22 protein-coding genes and 1 tRNA gene are annotated in these 21,079 nt (G+C 66.7%); 11 read left to right on the top strand and 12 right to left on the bottom strand.

The features are described from left to right. The first annotated feature begins 38 nt into the window (after window positions 1-38). The gene (locus ACIQCN_RS07575; protein WP_400607574.1) at window positions 39-851 is read left to right on the top strand and encodes a GDSL-type esterase/lipase family protein; all 813 of its coding nucleotides are present in this window, start codon (window positions 39-41) and stop codon (window positions 849-851) included. Window positions 852-891: 40 nt separating this feature from the next. On the opposite strand, the gene ACIQCN_RS07570 is transcribed toward ACIQCN_RS07575, so the two are convergent. From ACIQCN_RS07570 to ACIQCN_RS07555, 4 genes are all read right to left on the bottom strand, one after another. Continuing rightward, the gene (locus ACIQCN_RS07570; protein WP_400610222.1) at window positions 892-1,413 is read right to left on the bottom strand and encodes an RpiB/LacA/LacB family sugar-phosphate isomerase; all 522 of its coding nucleotides are present in this window, start codon (window positions 1,411-1,413) and stop codon (window positions 892-894) included. Next, on the bottom strand, window positions 1,413-3,161 hold the full coding sequence (locus tag ACIQCN_RS07565; protein ID WP_400610221.1) for a dihydroxyacetone kinase family protein: 1,749 nt from the start codon (window positions 3,159-3,161) through the stop codon (window positions 1,413-1,415). Before ACIQCN_RS07565 ends, ACIQCN_RS07570 begins: the two co-directional genes overlap by 1 nt. A gap of 62 nt (window positions 3,162-3,223) precedes the next feature. Continuing rightward, the gene (locus tag ACIQCN_RS07560; protein WP_400607581.1) at window positions 3,224-3,997 is read right to left on the bottom strand and encodes an SDR family NAD(P)-dependent oxidoreductase; all 774 of its coding nucleotides are present in this window, start codon (window positions 3,995-3,997) and stop codon (window positions 3,224-3,226) included. 40 nt (window positions 3,998-4,037) lie between these two features. After that, complete coding sequence (locus tag ACIQCN_RS07555) at window positions 4,038-4,862, bottom strand: sugar phosphate isomerase/epimerase family protein (protein WP_400610219.1); 825 nt, start codon at window positions 4,860-4,862, stop codon at window positions 4,038-4,040. A gap of 186 nt (window positions 4,863-5,048) precedes the next feature. On the opposite strand from ACIQCN_RS07555, the gene ACIQCN_RS07550 reads away from it, so the two are divergent. The 4 genes from ACIQCN_RS07550 to ACIQCN_RS07535 all read left to right on the top strand — a co-directional run bounded on the left by ACIQCN_RS07550 (window position 5,049) and on the right by ACIQCN_RS07535 (window position 9,109). Continuing rightward, window positions 5,049-6,386: an MFS transporter gene (locus tag ACIQCN_RS07550; RefSeq protein ID WP_400607585.1), complete on the top strand. Its 1,338-nt coding sequence runs from the start codon at window positions 5,049-5,051 to the stop codon at window positions 6,384-6,386. Between the two features lie 35 nt (window positions 6,387-6,421). Continuing rightward, window positions 6,422-7,324 (top strand): transketolase, encoded by a 903-nt coding sequence (locus ACIQCN_RS07545; protein ID WP_400610217.1) that lies wholly within the window; start codon window positions 6,422-6,424, stop codon window positions 7,322-7,324. Further along, complete coding sequence (locus tag ACIQCN_RS07540) at window positions 7,321-8,343, top strand: transketolase family protein (protein ID WP_400610215.1); 1,023 nt, start codon at window positions 7,321-7,323, stop codon at window positions 8,341-8,343. Before ACIQCN_RS07545 ends, ACIQCN_RS07540 begins: the two co-directional genes overlap by 4 nt. 106 nt (window positions 8,344-8,449) lie before the next feature. Continuing rightward, window positions 8,450-9,109, top strand: a complete 660-nt coding sequence (locus ACIQCN_RS07535) for a GntR family transcriptional regulator (RefSeq protein ID WP_400607592.1) — start codon at window positions 8,450-8,452, stop codon at window positions 9,107-9,109. 67 nt (window positions 9,110-9,176) lie between these two features. Here ACIQCN_RS07535 and ACIQCN_RS07530 read toward each other — a convergent pair whose 3' ends face one another. After that, the gene (locus ACIQCN_RS07530; protein WP_400607594.1) at window positions 9,177-9,731 is read right to left on the bottom strand and encodes a cysteine hydrolase family protein; all 555 of its coding nucleotides are present in this window, start codon (window positions 9,729-9,731) and stop codon (window positions 9,177-9,179) included. A gap of 6 nt (window positions 9,732-9,737) precedes the next feature. Further along, window positions 9,738-10,310, bottom strand: a complete 573-nt coding sequence (locus ACIQCN_RS07525; protein WP_400607597.1) for an HhH-GPD-type base excision DNA repair protein — start codon at window positions 10,308-10,310, stop codon at window positions 9,738-9,740. 247 nt (window positions 10,311-10,557) lie between these two features. On the opposite strand from ACIQCN_RS07525, the gene ACIQCN_RS07520 reads away from it, so the two are divergent. After that, a complete protein-coding gene (locus ACIQCN_RS07520; RefSeq protein WP_400607599.1) occupies window positions 10,558-11,175 on the top strand; it encodes a hypothetical protein in 618 nt (205 codons plus the stop codon). 78 nt (window positions 11,176-11,253) lie between these two features. Here the strand turns inward: ACIQCN_RS07520 and ACIQCN_RS07515 are convergent. After that, window positions 11,254-11,326, bottom strand: a tRNA-Lys gene (locus ACIQCN_RS07515). Window positions 11,327-11,510: 184 nt separating this feature from the next. On the opposite strand from ACIQCN_RS07515, the gene ACIQCN_RS07510 reads away from it, so the two are divergent. From ACIQCN_RS07510 to ACIQCN_RS07495, 4 genes are all read left to right on the top strand, one after another. Beyond that, entirely contained in the window at window positions 11,511-12,170 is a 660-nt protein-coding gene (locus ACIQCN_RS07510; RefSeq protein WP_400607601.1) for a hypothetical protein, read from the top strand. A 198-nt stretch (window positions 12,171-12,368) separates the two neighbouring features. Continuing rightward, complete coding sequence (locus ACIQCN_RS07505; protein WP_400607603.1) at window positions 12,369-12,986, top strand: DUF47 domain-containing protein; 618 nt, start codon at window positions 12,369-12,371, stop codon at window positions 12,984-12,986. 1 nt (window position 12,987) lies between these two features. Beyond that, on the top strand, window positions 12,988-14,010 hold the full coding sequence (locus tag ACIQCN_RS07500; RefSeq protein ID WP_400610213.1) for an anion permease: 1,023 nt from the start codon (window positions 12,988-12,990) through the stop codon (window positions 14,008-14,010). Between the two features lie 217 nt (window positions 14,011-14,227). Next, window positions 14,228-14,635 carry a hypothetical protein gene (locus tag ACIQCN_RS07495; RefSeq protein WP_400607606.1) on the top strand — a complete coding sequence of 136 codons (408 nt, stop codon included), beginning with the start codon at window positions 14,228-14,230 and terminating at the stop codon, window positions 14,633-14,635. 7 nt (window positions 14,636-14,642) lie between these two features. Here the strand turns inward: ACIQCN_RS07495 and pstB are convergent, their stop codons facing one another. The 4 genes from pstB to pstS all read right to left on the bottom strand — a co-directional run bounded on the left by pstB (window position 14,643) and on the right by pstS (window position 18,794). Beyond that, window positions 14,643-15,422: a phosphate ABC transporter ATP-binding protein PstB gene (gene pstB / locus ACIQCN_RS07490; RefSeq protein WP_377216547.1), complete on the bottom strand. Its 780-nt coding sequence runs from the start codon at window positions 15,420-15,422 to the stop codon at window positions 14,643-14,645. Window positions 15,423-15,517: 95 nt separating this feature from the next. Continuing rightward, window positions 15,518-16,630, bottom strand: a complete 1,113-nt coding sequence (gene pstA / locus ACIQCN_RS07485) for a phosphate ABC transporter permease PstA (protein WP_400610211.1) — start codon at window positions 16,628-16,630, stop codon at window positions 15,518-15,520. Beyond that, entirely contained in the window at window positions 16,631-17,563 is a 933-nt protein-coding gene (gene pstC / locus ACIQCN_RS07480) for a phosphate ABC transporter permease subunit PstC (protein WP_400607609.1), read from the bottom strand. 109 nt (window positions 17,564-17,672) lie between these two features. After that, window positions 17,673-18,794 carry a phosphate ABC transporter substrate-binding protein PstS gene (gene pstS / locus ACIQCN_RS07475; RefSeq protein WP_400607611.1) on the bottom strand — a complete coding sequence of 374 codons (1,122 nt, stop codon included), beginning with the start codon at window positions 18,792-18,794 and terminating at the stop codon, window positions 17,673-17,675. A gap of 232 nt (window positions 18,795-19,026) precedes the next feature. Here pstS and ACIQCN_RS07470 point away from each other — a divergent pair, with 232 nt between their 5' ends. Continuing rightward, window positions 19,027-20,154, top strand: coding sequence for an aromatic acid exporter family protein (locus ACIQCN_RS07470; RefSeq protein ID WP_400610209.1), 1,128 nt, complete (start codon window positions 19,027-19,029; stop codon window positions 20,152-20,154). Window positions 20,155-20,160: 6 nt separating this feature from the next. On the opposite strand, the gene ACIQCN_RS07465 is transcribed toward ACIQCN_RS07470, so the two are convergent. Then, window positions 20,161-21,030 carry a PRD domain-containing protein gene (locus ACIQCN_RS07465; RefSeq protein ID WP_400607617.1) on the bottom strand — a complete coding sequence of 290 codons (870 nt, stop codon included), beginning with the start codon at window positions 21,028-21,030 and terminating at the stop codon, window positions 20,161-20,163. Window positions 21,031-21,079: the final 49 nt, after the last annotated feature.

Raw genomic sequence — 21,079 nt, 5'->3', positions numbered from 1 at the left:
CCGGCCCGCCGCAGTGCCGGCCGTACCGGGAGGTAGCCATGCGCAAGATCGCCAAATTCCTGCTCGTTCCAGTGATGTTTTTCTTTATGGTCGCCGGCGCGCAGCCCGCGTCAGCGCTGACCTATCCCAAGAGCATGGCGGCTCTGGGTGATTCCATTTCGCAGGCCGCGGACGTTTGCTGCTGGTACGGGGACCACCCCGCGCAGTCATGGTCCACGGGCAACAACCAGTACGACGGCATCCGCAGCCACTATGAGCGGCTGCTGCCGCTGCGTCCGGCCATCGCCGGCAAGAACTACAACAACTCCCGCAGCGGCGCCAAGGCCTCGGACCTGCCGGGCCAGGCCAAGGCAGCCGCAGCGCAGAAGGCGGAGTACGTCACCATCCTGATCGGTGCCAACGACCTCTGCACGTCCACTGCGGGAGGAATGACTGACCCGGGCAGCTTCGAAGAATCCATCCGGACCTCCCTGGCAACGCTGGACCAGATACGGCCCAGGCCCCAGGTGTTCGTCAGCAGCATCCCGAATATCCACCACCTGTGGTCGGTCCTGAAGGACAGTTCGGTGGCGCAATGGGTCTGGTCCACGGCCAAGGTCTGCCAGTCCATGCTGTCCACCGCCAATACCGACGCCGACCGGCAGCTGGTGGTGGACCGTGAACTGGCATTCAACGCTTCCCTTGCCCGGGTTTGCCAGGAATACCGGCACATGTGCCGCCACGACGGCGGCGCGGTGTACAACTACCCGTTCGCGGCAGGCGACGTCAGCGTCCTGGACTATTTCCACCCCAGCCTCCGGGGCCAGGCAGCCCTGGCGGAAGTTACGTGGAAGGCGGCCGGGTGGTCCTGACCGGCTGACGCGTGGGCTCGCGGCGCTGATGCGCGGCAGTCTAGGCTCCGGCCGGCGCCCCGACAGTAGGCTGGCAGGCCTCGAAATCCGTGAGGACCTTTACCTTGCCGGCAGAAGCGGAGCCCGGGTCAAAGGTGTAGCCGATCCATTCCCTGGCCAGGCGGCGGGCCAGTTCAATGCCCACCACCCGCTGGCCCATGGTCAGGACCTGGCAGTCGTTGGAGAGGACCGACCGCTCCACTGAGAAGGAGTCATGGGCGGCGGTGGCCCGGATGCCTTCCACCTTGTTCGCAGCGATCGCCACGCCAATCCCTGTGCCGCAGAAGAGGATTGCACGGTCGGCGCGTCCGTCACGGATCATCTCTCCGGCGGCAATCCCCACGTAGGGATAGGGCCGGGTAAAGTCGTCCGGCGCGTCGGAGCGGTTGACGCCGATGTCGATGACCTCAACCACCCGGGGGTCCTGCCGGAGGTCTTCGAGCACCCGGTCCTTGTAATCCACGCCCGCCTCGTCCGAGCCCACAATCAGCCGCAGTCCCATCGCTTTTCCTTCCGTAGCCATTACTTTGCCTCCACCGGGTCTGCCGCCGTGGCGGCGGCTGTGAAATGGGGTCCCATGACGGTGAAGATCATCGCCAGGGAGGTTGCGCCGGGGTCAGGGGTGCCCAGGCTCTTCCCGGCCAGCGGCCTGGCACGTCCCTTCAGTGGAAGGAGCCCGGCGGTGGCCTCCGCAGCGGCTGTGGCGGCGCTTGCGGCACCTGTCCAGGCCTCGCCCGGCTCCTGCCCGTCCGCAATGAGGCGCGCGAAGTTGTCCGCGAAGGGCAACAGCGCGTCAACCATGGTCTTGTCTCCAATGTCGGCCTTGCCCAGTTGGACAATGCGGTGCGCAAAAGCGGTCACGGCGCCCGCCAGGCCGGACCCGTCCGGCCTAGCCGTGTTTCCAACGCACTCGCCGAACGCCCGCAGCCCGGCGCCCCACAGGACCCCCGAGGTGCCGCCGGCCTTGTCCGCCCAGGCGTCCCCTGCGGCCGAGAGCACGTCCCCGGCACCGGCACCCGCCTCAAGCGCGGCCGCTGCGGCGTCGGCGGCCGCGTCCACGCCCCGGACCATGCCGCGCCCGTGGTCCCCGTCGCCGGCGATTGCGTCCATCCGGCCCAGCCGTTCCTCCGCGCCATGGAGGAGGGTGCGGGCCGCCCGGATCGCCGCAACGCACGCAGCCGCATAGTCCCGGGAGGCATCCGTGGCGGCAAACTCAGCAGCGGAGGTTCCGCCGTCGGACGTTTCCTCACGTGTGATTGCCCCGTCCGGCTCAGTGGCGGTCCCGCGGCGATAGGCCGGTGTCTCCGCCGGAGCAATCCATAATGGCTCCAGTTCATCGTCCAGCCAGGTGACGGTCAGCGAGACGCCCGCCATGTCCAGGCTCGTGACCAGCTCGCCTGCCTCGGGCATCACCAGCGTGTAGCCTGCGGCGCGCAGCAGCGGAGCCACGGTGCCCCAAAGGACAAACAGTTCCTCATGCTTGGTGGAGCCGAGCCCATTGAGGATGACCGCGATCCGCTGCCCGGCGCCGGGCGGGGTTTCGGCGAGAACCCGTGACACCAGTTCCTGGCCCAGTTCCCTGGCGGAGGGCAGGCCGGTGTCGTGGAGGCCGGGCTCGCCGTGGATGCCCAGGCCCAGCCCCATTTGCCCCTCAGGGAGGGTGAACAGGGGCGCCTGGGCGCCCGGGAAGGTGCAGCCGGCGAAGGCGCTGCCGATGGTCCGCGTCCGGTCATTGGCCTTGCGGCCCAGGCGGACAACCTCGGACAGTTCCGCACCGGCCTCGGCAGCCGCGCCCATTACCTTGAAGACCGTGAAGTCACCGGCTATGCCGCGGCGTTTGGCAATGTCCGACGGCGGTGCGCTGGCTATATCGTCGGTGACCAGCACGTTCTCCACGGCAATGCCTTCCGCGGCCAGTCTGTCGCTGGCCATGCCGAAGTTCATGACGTCACCGGCGTAGTTGCCGTAGGTGAAGACGACGCCGGCGCCGGACTCCGCTGCCTTGGCCACCGAGTAGGCCTGCTGGGCGGAGGGGGATGTGAAGATGTTGCCCACCACGGCGCCGTCAGCGAAGCCGGGCCCGATCAGTCCGGCGAAGGCCGGGTAGTGCCCGGAGCCGCCGCCGGCGAGGACCACAACCTTGGGCTGGGCGGGCCGGTGCCGGCGGACGGCGCCGCCGGGGACCTGGCGCACCAGATCAGAGTGCAGGTCGCAAAAGCCCGCCAGGGCTTCCTCGGCGAATTCCGAGGGGTCATTGAAAATTTTCGTCATGGTGGGGTCTCTGCCGTGCTCTCAGTCTTCGGAGTGGAGGTGGGCTGGTGGCGCTTAGGGCCTTAGTGGAGGTGGCTTCCGCCGTTGATGTCGATGGTGGTGCCGGTGAGGTAGGCGGAGTCCTCGGAGGAGAGGAAGGTGATGACGGCTGCAACCTCTTCGGTGGTGGCGTTGCGGCCCAGCGGGATGCCGGCGTTGATGGCGGCTTCCTGTTCCTCGGTGCTGCCCACGCGGATGTTGGTGTCCACCGCGCCCGGGGTGATGGCGTTGACGGTGACGCCGGTGGTGCCCAGTTCGCGGGCCAGGGCCTTGGTGAAGCCGAGGATGGCAGCCTTCGCGGCGGAATAGGGAACCTTGCCGAAGACGCCGCCGCCGCGCTGGGCGGAGACGGAGGACATATTGACGATGCGGCCCCAGCCGTTGTCGATCATGCCCGGCAGGAAGGCCTTGGTGACCAGGTAGGTGCCGGTGGCGTTGACGTCCATGACCTTGTGCCACAGTTCGAGGGTGGTCTCCAGGAACGGCACGGGCGAGGTGATGCCGGCGATGTTCGCCAGTGCCCCGACGGGCGGCAGGTTGCCTGCGGCGACTTCGGCGGCGACGGCGGCCTGGGCCGCGGTGACGGAGGCTTCGTTGGCGACGTCGATCTCGTGGCCGAAGGCGGGGACGTTGAATTCGTTGCCGATCTCGGCGGCCACCTTGGCCGACTTCTCGCCGTCGAGGTCCAGGATTACGATGCCCCAACCGTCACGGGCGTAGCGGCGGGCGGTGGTGAGGCCGATGCCCCGGTCCGAGGTTGCGCCGGTGAGGACGGCGGTGCGCTGGATGGTGCTCATGGTGGTACTCCTTGTGGCTGGTGGTGGGAAGGGTTTTGTCTTAGAGGAGGTCGGTGATGAAGCTGGCGGCCTTTGCGGCAGCCGCCGGGCGTTCGTCATCGGTGACGTCCCGCGTCTCGAGTTCGAGGGAGTAGTGGCCGGTGTACCCGTCCGCGGCGAGCCGCTTGAGGCCCCCGGCGAAATCGGCTGCGCCGTTGCCGATGCTGAGGTTGATGTTCCCCGGCACGGCGTCGCGCAGGTGGACGTGGCTGATGCGGCCGCGGTGCCGGTCAACGTAATCGTGCACGTCCTCGCCTGCGGCCGTGATTTGGCTGAAGTCCATGACGATCCCGACCCCGGATCCCGCCAGCCGATCGGCCAGCCGTCCGGCGCGTTCCAGGTTCCAGCAGAACCGCAGGAAGTGCAGCGACTCGGTCCAAAGTTCGACGCCGAACTCCGCCGCGCGCTTGCCGGCGGCCGTGAGCTGGGCAGCAATCAGGTCCAGATCCTCGTCTTCGCTGCGGACCGGTACGTGGTCGAGAGCGCCGCACGGCAGGACCAGGGCCGTGGCCCCGGTATTCGCGGTGAGGGTGAGGAGGGCGTCAAGGTGCCTTGACCGCGCCGCCTGGGCTTCGGCGTCGAGCACTGCGTTGAGGTCCCCGACGTCGCCGTTCACGGATCGAACCCTGAGGCCGGAGGCCGCCACTTCGGCAGAGACAGCGGTTACCGCCGCCGCGTCCAGGTTGTATGGGACGTGGTTGCACACGCCGGGCAGGGCGCCGAGATCGATCTCCTCGAAGCCCAAGTCCCTCATGGTGCCCAGGGCGAAGCCCAGTTCCTGGTGGCGGAAGCTGATGGAAGAGCACCCGAGTCGGGAATGGAACATCGTTGATCCTCTGGTCGGCACTGGCGGTAGTGATGGAAACCACAGTAGGCTCGTTAACTGTCAACAGTCAACTCTAGACATTAACTGTTGACAGTCAGCATGAGGTGGCTCACACTTGGAGCTATCATTTGTTAACAGTCGACAGCGGCGGACTTCCCCCGGCCGCTTTTCGAAAGGGAAACCACCATGAGCAAAGATGCTCTGAACATGCGCGGTCCGGTCCACGGCACCAAGGACGCCAAGCGCGTCGCCGTCGGGTCCGGCGTGGGTGCTGTGATCGAGACGTACGACTTCATCGGTTTCGGCACCGCTGCTGCGCTGTACTTCGGAACGGCCTTCTTCCCCACCGGCGACCCCGTTACGGGTACGCTGGCCGCCTTCGCGACGCTGGGTGTCGGCTTCGCCGCCCGTCCGCTGGGCGGCATCATCGGCGGACACCTGGGAGACAAAGTGGGCCGCAAACCCGTCCTGGTGGCCTCGCTGATCCTGATGGGCGTAGCGACTTTCCTGATTGGCCTGTTGCCCACCTACGAGCAGGTGGGGCTGCTGGCTCCGGCGCTGCTGGTCTTCGTCCGCATTGTCCAGGGCCTGGCTTTCGGCGCCGAGTGGGGCGGCGCCATCCTGATGAGCTACGAACACGCACCGTGGAAAGCCAAGGGAAAGTACACCGGCATCGTCCAGGCCGGCTTCCCGGTGGGCCTGCTGCTGGCCAACCTGGTGTTCCTGGTCAGCGTGAACCTGGGCGGCGAGCTCGCTTGGCGCGTTCCCTTCCTGGCGAGCATCGTGCTGGTGGTGGTCGGCCTGATCATCCGCTCCAAGGTGCCCGAATCCCCCGTCTTTGACGAGGTCAAGGACAGCGGCGACATCGTTAAGTCGCCCATCGTCGAGGTCATCAAGACCGATTGGCGCAACATTGTCCGCGGTATCGGCCTGCGCGTGGCAGAGACTGCCGGCTACGCCGTGTCCATCACCTACATGATTTCCTACCTGCACACCGAGAAGCTGGCGGACAAGACCGAGACGCTCATCGCCCTCTGCATCGCGTCCTTCATCGGCATCTTTGCCACCGCCGCCTGGGCCCGCCTGACCGACAAGGTCGGCCGCCGCCCCCTTTACATCTGGTCCTGCACCTTCGCGGTACTCTTTGCAGTGCCGATGTTCGTGATGGTCAACACCGGCCTGTTCATCGCCATCATCGCCACGATTGCCATCTCCTACGCCGTCTGCCAGAACTCGCTCGCCGGAGCCCAGGGCGCGTGGTTCCCGGAGCTCTTCCAGGCCAAGACACGCGCTTCCGGCGCCAGCCTGGCCTACCAGATCTCGGCAATGGTCTCCGGTTTCACCCCGTTCGTGACCACCCTGCTGTTCGTGAGCTTCGGCTGGATGGGCCCGGCCATGCTGTTCGGCCTCTATGCCGCAGTGGGGCTGTGGGCCGCCGTTGCCACCCGCGAAACCTGGGGCAAGCGCGAACGCGAACTGGCCGATGAGGCCACCAAAAGCACGCCCAACACGGTAAGCGTCTAATGACGGTCGCGCACGAAACGAAGAGGGAGCAGGCAATGCCTCCAGAGACACTCCAGGGACGCGCCGCCGTGAGCGGAGCAGCCGTGGCGCAGGACCGCGTGGAGACAGTCAGCGCAGCCGCATACCGGATCCGGCACCACGCCCTGAACATGGGCGAGGTGCAGGGCCAGGGCTACGTGGGCCAGGCCCTGGGCGCTGCGGACATGCTCGCCGCCATCTATGGCGATCAGCTCCGCTTCCGGGCAGAAGACCCGCACTGGGAGGCCCGGGACCGGTTCCTGCTCTCCACCGGGCACTACGCCATCGGCCACTACGCCGCCCTCGCCGAGGCCGGGATCGTCCCGGTCGGAGAACTCGAGACCTATGGCTCTGACGATTCCCGCCTGCCGATGTCCGGGATGTCCACGTACACCCCGGGCATGGAAATCTCCGGCGGATCCCTGGGCCACGGGCTGACCATCGCCGTCGGCATGGCCCTCGGCCTGCGCTACCAGGGTTCCAGCGCCCGGGTGTTCAACTTCCTCTCCGATGGTGAGCTGGACGAAGGCTCCACCTGGGAAGCCGCCATGGGCGCGCACCACCACCAGCTGGGCAACCTCACTGCCATGGTGGACATCAACGCCCTGCAGGCAGACGGAAAAACGGACACGGTGCTCCGCACCGAACCGGTCACCGAGAAATGGGAATCCTTCGGCTGGTACACCCAGCGGGTGGACGGAAACGACGTCGGCGCGCTGCTGGCAGCGTTCGACAACGCAGCCCGCCAGGCCGCCGCCGTCGGACGCCCTTCCGTGATCCTGTGCGACACGAAGGTGGGCCGCGGGGTGCCGCTGCTGGAGAACCGCGAGAAGGCGCATTTCATGCGCATCGAAGAACACGAATGGCAGACCTGCCGTGAGCAGCTCACCGCCGGATACGAAGGAAAGGGCGCCCGATGAGCACCACCACTGAGGCTCCCGACACCGCAGCAGCAGCCGCCAGGCCGAAGCTAAAGACCTCGGCGATGATCGCCTCCTTCGCCGACCCCGGCCAGAAGACCGCGCCTGCGCCGTTCGGGCACGCACTGGTTAAGGCTGCGCAGGAGAACGACAGGATCGTGGGCCTGACGGCTGACCTGGGCAAGTACACGGACATGCACATCTTCGCCAAGGCCTTCCCGGAGCGGTTCTTCCAGATGGGCATGGCCGAGCAGCTGCTCTTCGGCGCAGCCGCCGGCCTGGCCGAAACCGGGCTGGTGCCGTTCGCGTCCACCTACGCCGTATTCGCCGCCCGCAGGGCCTATGACTTCCTGTGCCTGGACGCGGCGGAGCCGAACTTGAACGTCAACATCGTGGGTGGCCTGCCCGGCCTGACCACGGGGTACGGCCCCAGCCACCAGGCCACCGAGGACATGGCGATCTTCCGCGGCATGCCCAACCTGACCATCGTGGACCCCTGCGACTCGGTGGACATCGAGCAGGCCGTGCCGCAGCTCGCAGCCTCGGAGGGGCCCACCTACCTGCGGCTGCTGCGCGGCAACGTTCCCACCGTCCTGGATGAATACGGCTACACGTTCGAGCTCGGCAAGGCCAAGGTGCTGCGCGGCGGCAACGACGTCGTGTTCATCTCCTCCGGGCTGATGACCATGCGTGCCCTCCAGGCAGCCAAGGCGCTGGCGGCACACAAGGTGGATGTCGCCGTCGTGCACACCCCCACCATCAAGCCGTTCGACGCCGAAACCGCCCTCAAGGAGATCAACACGGACCGGCTCGCCGTCACCCTGGAAAACCACTCCGTGGTGGGCGGACTGTTCGAAACCGTCGCCTCCGCCGTGGTCACAGCAGGGCTCGGCAAGCGCGTGGTGCCGGTGGCGCTGCCGGACCAGTTCCTCGACGCCGGGGCTCTGCCCACCCTGCACGACCGCTACGGCCTGGCCGTGGACCGCATCGTGGCAAAGGTCCTGGCCGAACTCAGCTAGGACCTTGTCACCCGGGAGAGCACGGCCCCGGCCGGGGCCGTGCTTTCTGCCGTACTATCGAGTTACCGACTGTAAACAGTCGACTTACAACATTGAGGGACAAGCCATGGCCGGACTGACCGCCCCGCTGCTGGGACTGGAAAAGAAAAGCCTGCGCGAGCAGGCGCTCTCGGCGCTGAGGACCGCCATCACCAGTGGTGAACTGGAGCCGGGGCGGCACCTGGTGGAAACCGAGCTGTCCGAAATGCTTCAGATCAGCCGCGGTACCCTGCGTGAGGCACTGCGCCAGCTCGAGCAGGAGGGCCTGCTTTCCGCCGGGCCCCGCGGACGGCTCTCCGTCCGGCACCTGGACGAAAAGGAAATCCGGGACATCTACGCCGTGCGCGCGGCACTCGAATCCCTTGCTGCCCGGACGCTTTGTGAACTGCCGGACCGGCAGCAGGTCACTACCTCGCTGCACAACGCCATAGATGCAATGAGCGCGGCCGCCAGCGGAACCCTGGAGGAACGGATCGAGTCGGATCTTGAGTTCCACCGCACCCTGTGCCGGCTCACCGGAAACGAGACGCTGCTGCACTCCTGGGAGTCCCTGGAAGGCTCCATCCGGATGTCGATCATGTTCGCAGGGCTCGAAAAGGGTGTCAGCAACATGAGCGTGGACCGGCACAAGGACATCGTCGCAGCCATCGACACCGGTGACGCGCACCTGGCCCGGAAGACCATCCTGGAACACATGGACACCGCTGCCGCCAACCTGGTCGCCTGACGCGATAGCGCGCCACGTCGGAACCGCGACGGCGGCGCTTACGCAAGTGCCGCCGTCGCGCGTTCTCCTAGGCGTCCCGCAGCCTCGCCAGGATTTCGTCGTTGGACTGCACCGGCTGGCGGTAGGTGGTGGACAGGATGCGGAGCATGTCCGCGGCGTCCTGGTTGTCCTCTGAGGCCATCGCGTCCCTGGCGTAGGTGACGCGGATGTTATGCGCGAAGGCGTCGGCGCCTGTTTGCGCGATGCAGTTATGCGTTGAGATGCCGGCGAGCACCACTTCCTCGGCACCCCAGTTCCGCAGCCTGGCCAGGAGGTCGGTGCCCACGAAGGCGCTGTCCCGGGTCTTAGTAAGCTGCGGCAGCCCGTCCTTGGCGAGGCCCGGCACCGCTTCCGCTTGCCTGGTGCCGCGGAAAATGAAGCCCTGGTCGTCGTCGAGCATGTTCAGCGTCCAGGTGGACTTGTCCCGCTCATGCTCCGTCCCCACGAGCAGCGCCCTGTGGCCGCTCGCCGTGAAGCCCTCCAGGAGGGCATTGCAGGAGGCCACGAGCCGTTCCTGCTGCGCGGCCAGTTCGGGCGCCTCAAAGTACGCGTTCTGCATGTCGATCACCAGCAGTGCAATCATGGAAACCTACTTCGCTGCCTTGGCGGCCGCCTTGGCTGCCTGTTTGGACGCGCGCACCTTGGCCAGGGATTCGGGGTCCACGATGTCCGCCACTGAAAGGTACGCTCCTTCCTCGCCGTAGTGGCCGGCCGCCTCACGCCAGCCCGCGGCCCGCAGCCCGCGCTGCTTGCCCAGGAGCGCCAGGAAGATTTTCGCTTTCTGCTCGCCGAAACCGGGGAGTGCCTTCAGCCGGCGCAGCACCTCCTGCCCGTCCGGGTTGCCCTCGGTCCATATCGCCTTGGTGTCTCCACCCCACTCGGTGTGCACGGTGTCCGCGAGCGCCTGGACCCGTGCGGCCATGGATCCGGGGAAGCGGTGGACGGCGGGGCGTTCCTTGAAGAGCTCAACGAAAGCCTCCGGATCGTGCGCCGCGATGGTCTCCGGATCCATGGAACCGAGCCGTGCCCTGATCTTTTCCGGCCCGGCAAACGCGGATTCCATGGTCACCTGCTGGTCCAACAGCATTCCGGTCAACAGAGCGAAGTCGTCTTCGCTGAGCAGCTTGTCCGCGGCGGGGTCGCCTGTGATGTGCAGTTCCATGCGCCCATCCTGCCACTCCCCCGCCCTCCCTCGGAGTTTTTTGTCCGGATCGAGGGCCTTTCCGGGCGGTTTGACGCCTCTGAATGGAGAAGAACCCGTTGGGGAGCAGTGAAACCAAGTACTGCCCCCGCCAAAAAACGAGTACTGCGTACGCGTTACCGGCCACCCTCCCCGGGGCTAAGTTTTTCCTCACAGACATGGGGGTCTGGTTCGCAGCACTTGACTCATGAGGGGGGTGGGGCTGGCGATGCACACACGGCACGCAGCAGGTTTCCCGGGGCACCAGCCCCGGGTACTAAGCGGGGCCGGCGATGAGGAGGCCTTTGAGACCGAGGCCTCTCCCCCAGCCGTCGCCGGCCCCCTCCTTTTGGATACTGCCACCGGCCCCGAAAGCGTTGCGGCATCCCTGGTCCGGTTGGCTGCGGCGGCAGCTGCGGTCATGGCGGCGAACATCCGCGTCCCGGTGGAGTGCGGCCTGGTGGTCCTGCAGCCCAGCCGCCCCGCGCAAATCCTTGGAACTTCCGCGGCCGCGGCCCGCCTCCTGGAATGGGAACTGGCCGCACAGCAGGGCCCGGCCAGTGCGGTGCTCTCCGGAGGCCACCCCGTGGCTGCCCTCCAGGGGAACGGAGACCTCCGCTGGCCGCAGTATGCGGTACAAATGTACGACGCCGGACTGGCCAGTTCGCTTGCTGTCCGGCTTCGGCTGGACTGCTGCAGGGAGTGGCAGGACACCCGGGCGGCCCTCACCTTCAACTCGCGCAACCCGCGAGGGCTGGCGCTGGAGGTCATCGCCGCCGCCCGCTTCCTCGCCGTGCCGGCGGCCCGGGGACTGGAGGGTGTCCTCGACGGGGCTGTGCGGGCCTGAGCCACTGCCCCGGGAACGCAAAATCCCCGGCTCCCTGCAACGGCAGGAAACCGGGGACCTGTCCACTCTTTGAAAGAGTGGGCCCTGTGGGGCTCGAACCCACGACCCACGGATTAAAAGTCCGATGCTCTACCAACTGAGCTAAAGGCCCCAGCCGGGCAAACACTGCCGCCCGGCCCATTCCATTCTGGACGTTAATACTCTAACGCATGCTTCCGGCGCGTTCGCACCGGGGCGGGCGCCGTCGTCGTACGCTTGCGCCAGGCGCAGAAGCGCGCCCATGGTGCGCGGCCGGATGCTCGATTTCCACCGCGGCACAGGAGTAGCGTGGGGGCATGAGCGAGCAACCAGGATCCAGTCCGTATGGCGGCGCGAACCGGCACCACAAGCCCAAGCCGTTTGCCCCGGTTGACTTCGAGCCTTTCGCGGGCGGGGCGGATCCCGCCCGGGTCTCGGAAGCCGCCCACCTCGCCGCGCAGGCCCTGGTCCGCCACGGCCGGGACAGCGACGATCCTGTGGTCACCGAGCGCCTGGTGAAGCTCGCGGACGAGCAGGGGCTGGAGGCGATAGCGGAAATGTGGGCAGAAAGTCCGGCCCGCTCGCTGCCCGGAGCCCTGTGGCGGCTGTACGCACTGCGCGCCGCCACCGTCCGCGATCCGGAGCGCATCTCGGTCTACTTCCGCGCCGGAAAGGACACGGCGCAGGTTTCCAACGTGGTGGCCGGCGCTGCCGAGCCGCCCGGGGCGGACGAGATGACAGCGATGGCGGACGCCATCCTTTCAGGGGCGTTCGACGGCGAATTCGACGTCGCGCTGGAACGTTCCGCCGCGTTTTGCCGCGTCATCGCCCTCGGCCAGGCGACACTCGCCGATGGTGCCGAGCACGCCAATGAGGCCCACGCCAGCAAGCTCACCCGCAGCTCCCACCAATTGGTGAAGACGGCGGAGGACCTGGAGCACGCCGCCAACGCGTGGCGCCTGGGTGAGCTGGACTGAACCAGCGGCACCACCCCGCTGCCCCCAATTGTCAAGATTGACTTGGGCCAGGCATCGTAGAACACTGAAACTGGTGCCGAACCGCGAAACCCCCGGGCTTCAACAATTAGCCGCCTAGAGCGGCCTACCGCCGAGAGGCGTATCCGGTTCGGCACCATTTTTGCGCCCGTTTTCATGGCCTGCCGGTAGAGTAAGCGCGTGAAGCTGCGCCTTTTCCCCCAGGAGCCCGCCGGGCTGAACCTTCTCTCCCAGATGGCACAGCAGATCGTGCTGGCCGCCGGCACGCTCGCGGAGATCCTGGGCGTCCCGGCAGCGGAGCAGGGCCGGCTGGTGGAGGACATGCACAACCACGAGGCCAAGTCCGCTGAACTGAACTTCGCTCTTCTCACCCATATGCGCACCAGCTTCGTGAACCCGCTCCCCCGCGAGGACATGTACGCCCTGTCCCGCTACCTGAACGAAGCCATGGAAAAGATGGACGCAGCCGCCGAGCTGGTGGGCCTGTACAAGCTGGAGCGGCTGCCCAGGCGCGCCGCCGAACAGCTGGAGATCATCAGCCGGCAGGCCGAGCTCACCGTTGACGCCATGCGCCGCCTGGACAACCTGGACGATCTTGAGGACTACTGGATCGAAATCCTCCGTCTCGCCAAGCGGGCCGAACGGACGCACCGGCTGTGGGTCGCGGACATGATCAACGACATGAAGTGGGCGCAGTACTCCCGCAACCGCGACATTGCCAACCAGCTGGTGGAGGTCACCAAGGACATGCGGCGGATCGCCGTCCAGGTAGGCAGCATCATCGTCAAGGAATCGTGAGGTGGCTCCGGTCATATTCGGCGTGGTGGTCCTGCTGGCCGCCGGATTCGCTTTCCTGAACGGGTTCCGCGACGCGTCCACGTCCGTGGCACTGGCCGTCCGCACCCGGGCACTGACCCCCAGCGTCGCTGTCCTGCTGGCCGCCTTTTTCAACTTCGTGGGCGCCCTGCTAAGCGCCGGCCTTGCCGTGGCCATCAGCCGGACCTGGATCAGCCTGCCGGGCGGGACGGACGGGCTCACCATCCTTGCCGCGGGACTGGCCAGTGCCTGCGGCTGGGGAATCCTGATGTGGTGGCGCGGAATTCCGGCCTCCTCGACGCACGCGCTGGTGGGCGGGCTGGCCGGCGCCGCCCTGGCGAGCCTCGTCGTGGGCGGCCCGGGGGTGGCCGGGGTCAACCAGTCCCTCCTGCTTCAGGTGGTGCTGCCCCTGCTGTTGTCCCCGCTGATCGCATACAGCGGCGCCTTCCTGCTGGTCTACCCCGCCACCTGGAGTGCCCGCTACACGCAGCCGTCCGTTGTCAACCAGCGGTTCCGGCGCAGCCAGGCTGTGGCGGCGGGTGCAGTGGCATTCGGGCACGGCCTGCAGGACGGGCAACGGATCAGCGCGGTGCTGCTGCTGGCGCTGCTCGCCGCCGGCTATGACGACGGCGGCGGCATCCCCGTGTGGGTGGCCGTCCTGACCGCTGTGCTCATCAGCACCGGGACGCTGTTTGGCGGCTGGCGCATCTCCCACACAGTGGGCTACAAGATCACCCGGATCGACCCGCTGCGGGGCTCCGTGGCGCAGATCCACAGCGCGCTCCTGCTGCTCCTGGGGGCTGTGGTGTTCCATTGGCCGCTGTCCAGTACGCACACCGTGACCGCTGCGGCCCTGGGAGCGGGTGAAAACCAGCATTTCTCCGTCACCAGCCGGAAGCTTGTGTTCCGCATCGTCGCCCTCTGGGTGCTGACGCCGCTGGCTACGGCCGCGCTGGCGTTCGTCCTGGCTTTGGCGCTCTCTCCGCTGCCGTCCGCGCTGCCATGACGTGCTGCCCTTGGGCGGGCCGGCCGTAGCGGCGGCCGGGCCCATTTCCCCTATACACCCGGACCCTATACACGCGGACGGCGGTGGCGTACATTCAAAAGTGCGTCCCGGCGGCCGCGCTGCCGGGTACGTGCGTCCGGGCCGCGTGCTGGGCCCGGAGCCGCGCCGCTGCAGCCACCGGCGGTACTGATGCACTTGGCGGAAAAGAGCAGGCGCCTTGTCCAACTCCGATCCCCGGCACCCCATGCCCCGCCCCAGGGAACTTCGGTGCGAGTCCTGCGGGACCGAACACCGGCTCACCATCCATGCGATCACCGCCATGGAAACAGGCAACAGCGAACTCGTCACCGTTTCCTACACCTGCGCGGACTGCCAGAGGTTCCAGGAACATCCGGCCTACGCCTCTGACGTGACCGCCGCCCTCCACCAGGTCCGCTGGATGGCCCGGGTGGTTCTCTTCGGCGACGATTACGTGCACTGCGGCTTCCCGATGGAGGAGGCCGAACTTGAGGTCGAGCGGCTCTGCTACCGGAGCAGTGCCACCGGCGGCGGACTCAACACCCTGTCACTGCCGGTCCGGGTGCTGCGCTGCCACTGCGGCTTCCAACTGGAAATCCCGGGATAGCGGCTTTTTATCCGAAGCGGCCGGAGACGTAGTCCTCGGTGGCCTTCTGGGTGGGGTTGCTGAAGATGGTGTGGGTGTCCCCCACCTCGATCAGCTTGCCGGGCTTGCCGGTGCCTGCGATGTTGAAGAACGCGGTGCGGTCCGAGACGCGTGCCGCCTGCTGCATGTTGTGCGTCACGATGACCACGGTGTACTGGTCCTTGAGCTCATTGATGAGGTCCTCAATGGCAAGGGTGGAGATGGGGTCCAGGGCGGAGCAGGGCTCGTCCATCAGGATGACCTGCGGCTCCACGGCGATGGCGCGGGCGATGCAGAGGCGCTGCTGCTGGCCGCCGGACAAACCGGAGCCGGGCTTCTCCAGCCGGTCCTTGACCTCGTTCCAAAGGTTGGCGCCCTTGAGGGAGCGCTCCACCAGGACATCAGCCTCGCCCTTGGAAATCTTCTTGTTGTTCAGCTTTACGCCGGCCAGGACGTTGTCCCGGATGGACATGGTGGGGAACGGGTTGGGCCGCTGGAACACCATGCCGATCTGCGAACGCACCGTCACGGGGTCAACGCCGGGACCGTAGAGGTTGTCGCCGTCCAGCAGGACGTCGCCTTCCACGCGGGCACCCGGGATGACCTCGTGCATGCGGTTCAGGGTCCGCAGGAAGGTGGACTTGCCGCAGCCGGACGGGCCGATGAAGGCGGTCACCGACTTGGCCTCGATGTTGATGGTCACGTCTTCCACGGCAAGGAAGTCGCCGTAGTACACGTTCAGGTCCTTGACGTCGATGCGCTTAGACATGGTGTTCCTTCACTAACTGGGTATGAATTGAAGTTTAGGAGCCGGCCCGGAGGAGTGGAAGGGCCGGCGTCCGGGGAACGGAGCGGAACTGCTGGTCAGCGGCCGGTCTTCGGTGCGAATACCCGTGCGATCAGCCGCGCGCCGAGGTTCAGGACCATCACCAGGACGATCAGCACCAGGGCCGCGCCCCACGCACGCTGGTTGGAGGGGTCCGGGTTGGCCGGCGAGGTGGGGTTGAGGATCTGGGTGTAGATGAAGGTGGGCAGGGACGCCATCCAGCCGCCGAACACGTTCGAGTTGATGCTGGTGGCGAATCCTGCGGTCACCAGGATGGGTGCCGTCTCGCCGATCACACGGGCGATCGCCAGGGTGACGCCGGAGGCGATACCGGAGATCGCCGTCGGAATAACCACCTTGAGGATGGTCCGCCACTTGCGGACGCCGAGTGCGTAGGCGGCCTCGCGCAGTTCGTTCGGGACGATCTTCAGCATTTCCTCGCTGGAGCGCACCACCACGGGGATCATCAGGACGGAAAGCGCGACGGCGGCGACCGCACCGGTCTTGGTGCCCGGGCCCACCACCGCGAAGAAGAACGCGGCGGCGAAGAGGCCGGCCACGATGGAGGGGATGCCGGTCATGACATCCACAAAGAACGTGATGGCCCGTGCCAGCCGGCCCTCGTTCCCGTATTCCACCAGGTAGATGGCGGTGAGCAGGCCCACCGGAACGGAGATCACGGTGGCCAGCAGGGTGATCTGCACGGTGCCCAGGAGCGCGTGGTAGATGCCGCCCAGGACCGGACTCCCGTTCTCCACTGCCTTGTTGTCGTAGACACCGGTGACTCCGTTCATGGAGTTGGTCAGGAAGCCTGGAGTCACGAGGCCCGGGATGCCGTTGACCAGGACAGTCCAGATCACGGAAACCAGCGGAAGCAGCGCGATCAGGAAGGAGCCCACCACCAGGCAGGTGGCCAGTTTGTCCTTGGCCTTGCGGGATCCTTCCACTGCTGCGCTCCAGGACACCAGGCCCACGGCGAACAGGATGGCCGAGACGATGCCCCAGCCGAAGACATTGAAGCCCACCAGCGCCATGATGGCTGCGCCGGCGATCAGGGCTGCGGCCAGCACCGCGTAGGGAGCATATTTCGGCAGCTGGCCCTTGGTCAGGGCGGAGCGCTTGCTGCGCACGGGGGTAAGCGTGGAGGTCATTTAGTTGGCTCCCGAGAATTCTTTGTGCCGGCTGATGATCCAGCGCGCGACCATGTTCACGGCCAGGGTGATGATGAACAGGACCAGGCCGGCGGCAATGAGGGTGCTGACCTTCATTCCGCTCGCCTCCGGGAAGTTAAGCGCGATTTCCGCGGCGATGGTCTGGTTGCCGGACTGGATCAGGCTGGCTGTGAGGGCGCCGGAGGACAGCACCAGCGCCACGGCCATCGTCTCACCCAGAGCGCGGCCCAGGCCGAGCATGACCGCGCTGATGATGCCGGGGCGGGCGAACGGAAGGACGGACATCTTGATCATTTCCCACCGGGTGGCGCCGAGCGCCAGGGCGGCCTCCTCGTGCAGTTTGGGGGTCTGCAGGAAGATTTCACGGGAGAGCGAGGTGATGATGGGAAGGACCATGACGGAGAGCACGATGCCGGCGGTAAGGATCGTCTTGCCGGTTGCGGAGGCCGGTCCCTGGAAGATGGGCAGCCAGCCCATGTTCGCCGCCAGCCAGTTGTAAGCCGGGGAAATTTCCTTTGCCAGGAACGCCGCGCCCCACGCGCCGTAGATCACGGACGGGATGGCAGCCAGCAGGTCCACCACGTAGCCCAGGCCTGCGGCGAGGCCGCGCGGGGCGAAGTGGGAGATGAAGAGCGCAACGCCGATCGCGATGGGGGTGGCGATCACCAGGGCGATGGCGGCTGCAATGAGCGTGCCGATGACGATTGGCCAGATGTAGGCGAAGAATCCTTCACCGCCGCCAATCTCCTCGGCCGGCGCGGTCAGTGCCGGGATGGCCTGGACCACCAGGAAAAGTGCGACGCCGAAGAGGACGGCAAGGATGAGGCAGCCGGCGGCCAGTGCTGCGCCCGAAAAGACTTTGTCCCCGGCGCGGCCGGCGCCCTGGGTGCTGGTCAGGGTTGTGGCGGTCATTCGACGGCCCTTCCATCGTGGAGGTACTGAAACGTGGGGGTGCGGCTTCAATGCCAAGTTCCCCGCACTGCCTCACGGCTGTGCGGGGAACCCGGTTCTAGTGCGGTAATTAGGACTTTACCTTGATGGACTCGATAGCCTTGACAGCCTTCTCGGCCAGCTCGGCGGAGAGCGGGGCGGACTTGGCGGAATCGGCTGCCGCCTGCTGGCCCTCTTCGGACACTACGTAGTTCTCGAAGGCCTTGACCAGGTCAACGGTCTCCTGGTCAGCGTAGGTGGAGCAAACCACGTGGAAGGAGACCAGGACGATCGGGTAGGCACCCTCGGCAGTGGTCTTCCGGTCCAGCTTGATGGAGAGGTCGTTCGCCGAACGGCCTTCCACGGGCTTGCCGGCGTCAACGGCCTTGGCAGCCGCCTCGGCGGAGATGGTCGTGAAGGACTCGCCCACCTTGATCTGGGCAACGCCCAGCTTGCCGCTCACGGCGGAGTCGTCAGCGTAGGTGACGGCGCCGGGGGTGTCGGTGACGGCCTTGACCACACCGGAGGTGCCCTTTGCGTTCTCGCCCTTCAGGCTGGACGGCCATTCGCCATCAGCCTTGTCCGTCCATGCCTCGGGGGCAACGGCAGCAAGGTAGTCGGTGAAGTTCTTGGTGGTTCCGGAGTCGTCGGAACGGTGCACCGCGGTGATCTTGAGGTCCGGCAGGGTGGTGCCTTCGTTCAGGGCAGCGATGGCGGGGTCGTTCCACTTGGCGATCTCGCCGCGGAAGATCTTGGCCGTGGTCGCAGCGTCAAGCTTGAGTTCCTTGACCTCCGGCAGGTTGTACGCAACGGCGATCGGGGAAACATAGACGGGGATGTTCAGGGCGCCGTCCGGGCCGCAGACCTTCTTGGAGTCTTCGTACTCGTCGTCCTTCAGGTAGGCGTCGGAGCCGCCGAACTGGGCGGAGCCGTCCAGGAGGGCCTTGCGGCCTGCGCCGGAACCATCCGGGGAGTACTGCACAGTGGCGCCGGGGTTGGCGGCCGCGAACTCGGTCTTCCAGGCGTCCATGGCTGCGCCCTGGGCGGAAGAGCCGATGCCGGTGAGGGTGCCGGTTACCTTGGCGCCACCGGACGCCTGGTCGCCGCCGGGGTTGGTGCCCGTGGCGTTGTCTGAACCGCATGCCGTAAGCGCGAGTGCGCCGGCTGCGATAACAGCGATAGCCGCGTGGCGGCCGAAGCGGAGTGCCTTCACAGATGTACCCCTTCCAGGGTTATTCAGGTGCGGGACAGGACTGGAGGGGCCCTGTTGCGCGATGCGTACGTTTTGTACCTCGAAAAAACTTATGGGCCCCAGGTAACGGGATTGGCCGTCCAAGGTGAACGGAAGGTGAACGCGCAGACCACATTAGTTTACAAATGCCGGGTCGCCGTTGCGCAGATCACATTTCAGGCCGTATGGGCGGCCACGAAATAGACTGGGGCCCATGGCGCCCTCGGCAGGACTCTCAGCAGGCAGGCGGTTCCTGCGCGGCCGTGTCCAGACCGGGCTTATCCGGAGCCGGAATTCCTTGGTTCCAGCCGTCCAGATGACGGTCTGCGCGGTGGGAGCATACGCCTTTGCCGAGTACGTGCTCGGTCACTCCGGCCCGCTGTTCGCCGCCACCTCCTCGCTGATCGCCCTCGGGTTCTCCCGTGAACCGCGGCTTCGGCGTGTCGTGGAGGTGGGCCTTGGCTGCACCATCGGCATCGCCGTGGGTGACCTGCTGCTCCACTGGCTGGGCGGCGGAATCTGGCAGGCCGCCGTCGTGCTTCTTTTCTCGATCCTGCTGGCCCGCTTCCTGGACAGCGGCACGATCTTCACTACGCAGCTGGGGCTGCAGTCCCTCCTGGTGGTGCTGCTGCCGGCCCCCGACGGCGGGCCGTTCACGCGCAGTATAGACGCCGTGGTGGGCGGGCTGTTCGCCCTGCTGGTGACCATCCTGATTCCGAAGGATCCACGCCGCGAACCCCGCAGGGACGTCCGGAAGCTGCTCCACGAGCTGGCTGAGGTGCTGCGCGAATGCGGGACGGCCTTGGTCAACAGCGATTCCACCCAGGCGTGGCATGCGCTGATCCGCGGCCGGAACTGCCAGCCCCTGGTTGACGCGATGCGCCAGTCGCTGCGCTCGTCCGGCGAGGTGGCCACCCTGGCGCCCGCGTACCGGAGGCACCGCGAGGAGCTGGAGCGGCTCACGGAATCGCTTGATTTCATCGACCTGGCGCTGCGGAACAGCCGGGTGTTCGCGCGGCGGCTCACGAGTGCCATCAACCACGCCGCCCTCACGGATGCTGCCACCGAGAACATCGCAGAGGTTCTGCAGGACACCGCTGCCGCGATTGACGAGCTTTCGCTGGGCCTGGCGGAAACGCACGACGGCGTTCGGCGCGCCCACCTGCGCACCGCCCGGCAGGAACTCAGCGAGATCGCCCTGCGGCTGCATCCCAAGCTGCTGGAAGTGGAGCGGCTGGAGGGCGAGACCGTGGTGATGCTGTACCGGCCGCTGATGGTGGACCTCCTGGAGGCCACCGGGATGGACGCGCAGGAAGCTCGGGACGTGCTTCCGGCGCTGTGACGGTGCTCAGCCCTGGGTATCGGCTGCTTGCTGGAGCCTCAGGTCATCGGCCATGCGTGCCACGTGCAGGGTCAGGTAGGTGACCTCGTCCTCGGTCAAAGGCTGGCTCAGCCGCAGCTCCAGCACGGCTTGCAGCTTCAGGGCGGTCCCGTAGGCGTCCGGGTAGGCAGTGCGGATGGCGGAACCAAGGCCGGTGGCCCCTTCGGCCAGCTGCCTGCCGGTGTGGGCACGGACGAAGAAATACCGCAGATGTGTGATGAACCGGGCGGCGTTCACGGTTTCCCTGTCGAACGCCCGCCCGTAGGCCTGCTCCAGGACCTCGAACAGCTGCGCGAAAACCCCGGTCATCTGGTACGTGTAGGAAAGGTCTCCGCTGGCAAAACCCGCGTTGACCAGATGCAGGGCCACCGCCACCGCCTCATCGCGCGGCAGCGGCTCCTCAAGCCTGCTGTTGACGAAATCCACGATCTGCTGGGCCATCCGTAGCTCGTCCGGGTAGAGATGGGCCACCTCGGCGCGGAGGGGGTATTCGATCAACAGGCCTTGGCGCAGCCGCTTGATGGCGAAGCTGAGGTGGTCCGCGAGCGCCACGACGGTAGTGGAGTTCAACGGCGCCGCCATCCCGCCGCGGGCGATCTCCAGCGCCTGGTCCGCGAGCATCAGGTGTTCCGGCGGGATGGCGGCCACCAGCGCACCGAAGTTGTCCGCGTTGCGGCCGTCTTCCGGGACGAAGACCCGGACCACCTTGGCCCGGTCCACCTCCTGCCCCGGCTTCGCCTGGAAACCCAGGCCGCGGCCGGTGAGGATGACCTCTCCCCTGCCGTCCGCGTCCCGGGCGAGGACGACGTTGTTATTAAAGACGCGAAGCACCTCCACGCCGTCCTCCTTTCGTTCCTAACCCGGCAGCCGTCGTCGTGCGCTGCCG

The sequence above is a fragment of the Pseudarthrobacter sp. NPDC092424 genome (assembly GCF_044754925.1).
Taxonomy (GTDB): domain Bacteria; phylum Actinomycetota; class Actinomycetes; order Actinomycetales; family Micrococcaceae; genus Arthrobacter.
Note: the sequence above shows the minus strand (reverse complement) of the source record. Positions and strands in the feature narration are given on the sequence as shown.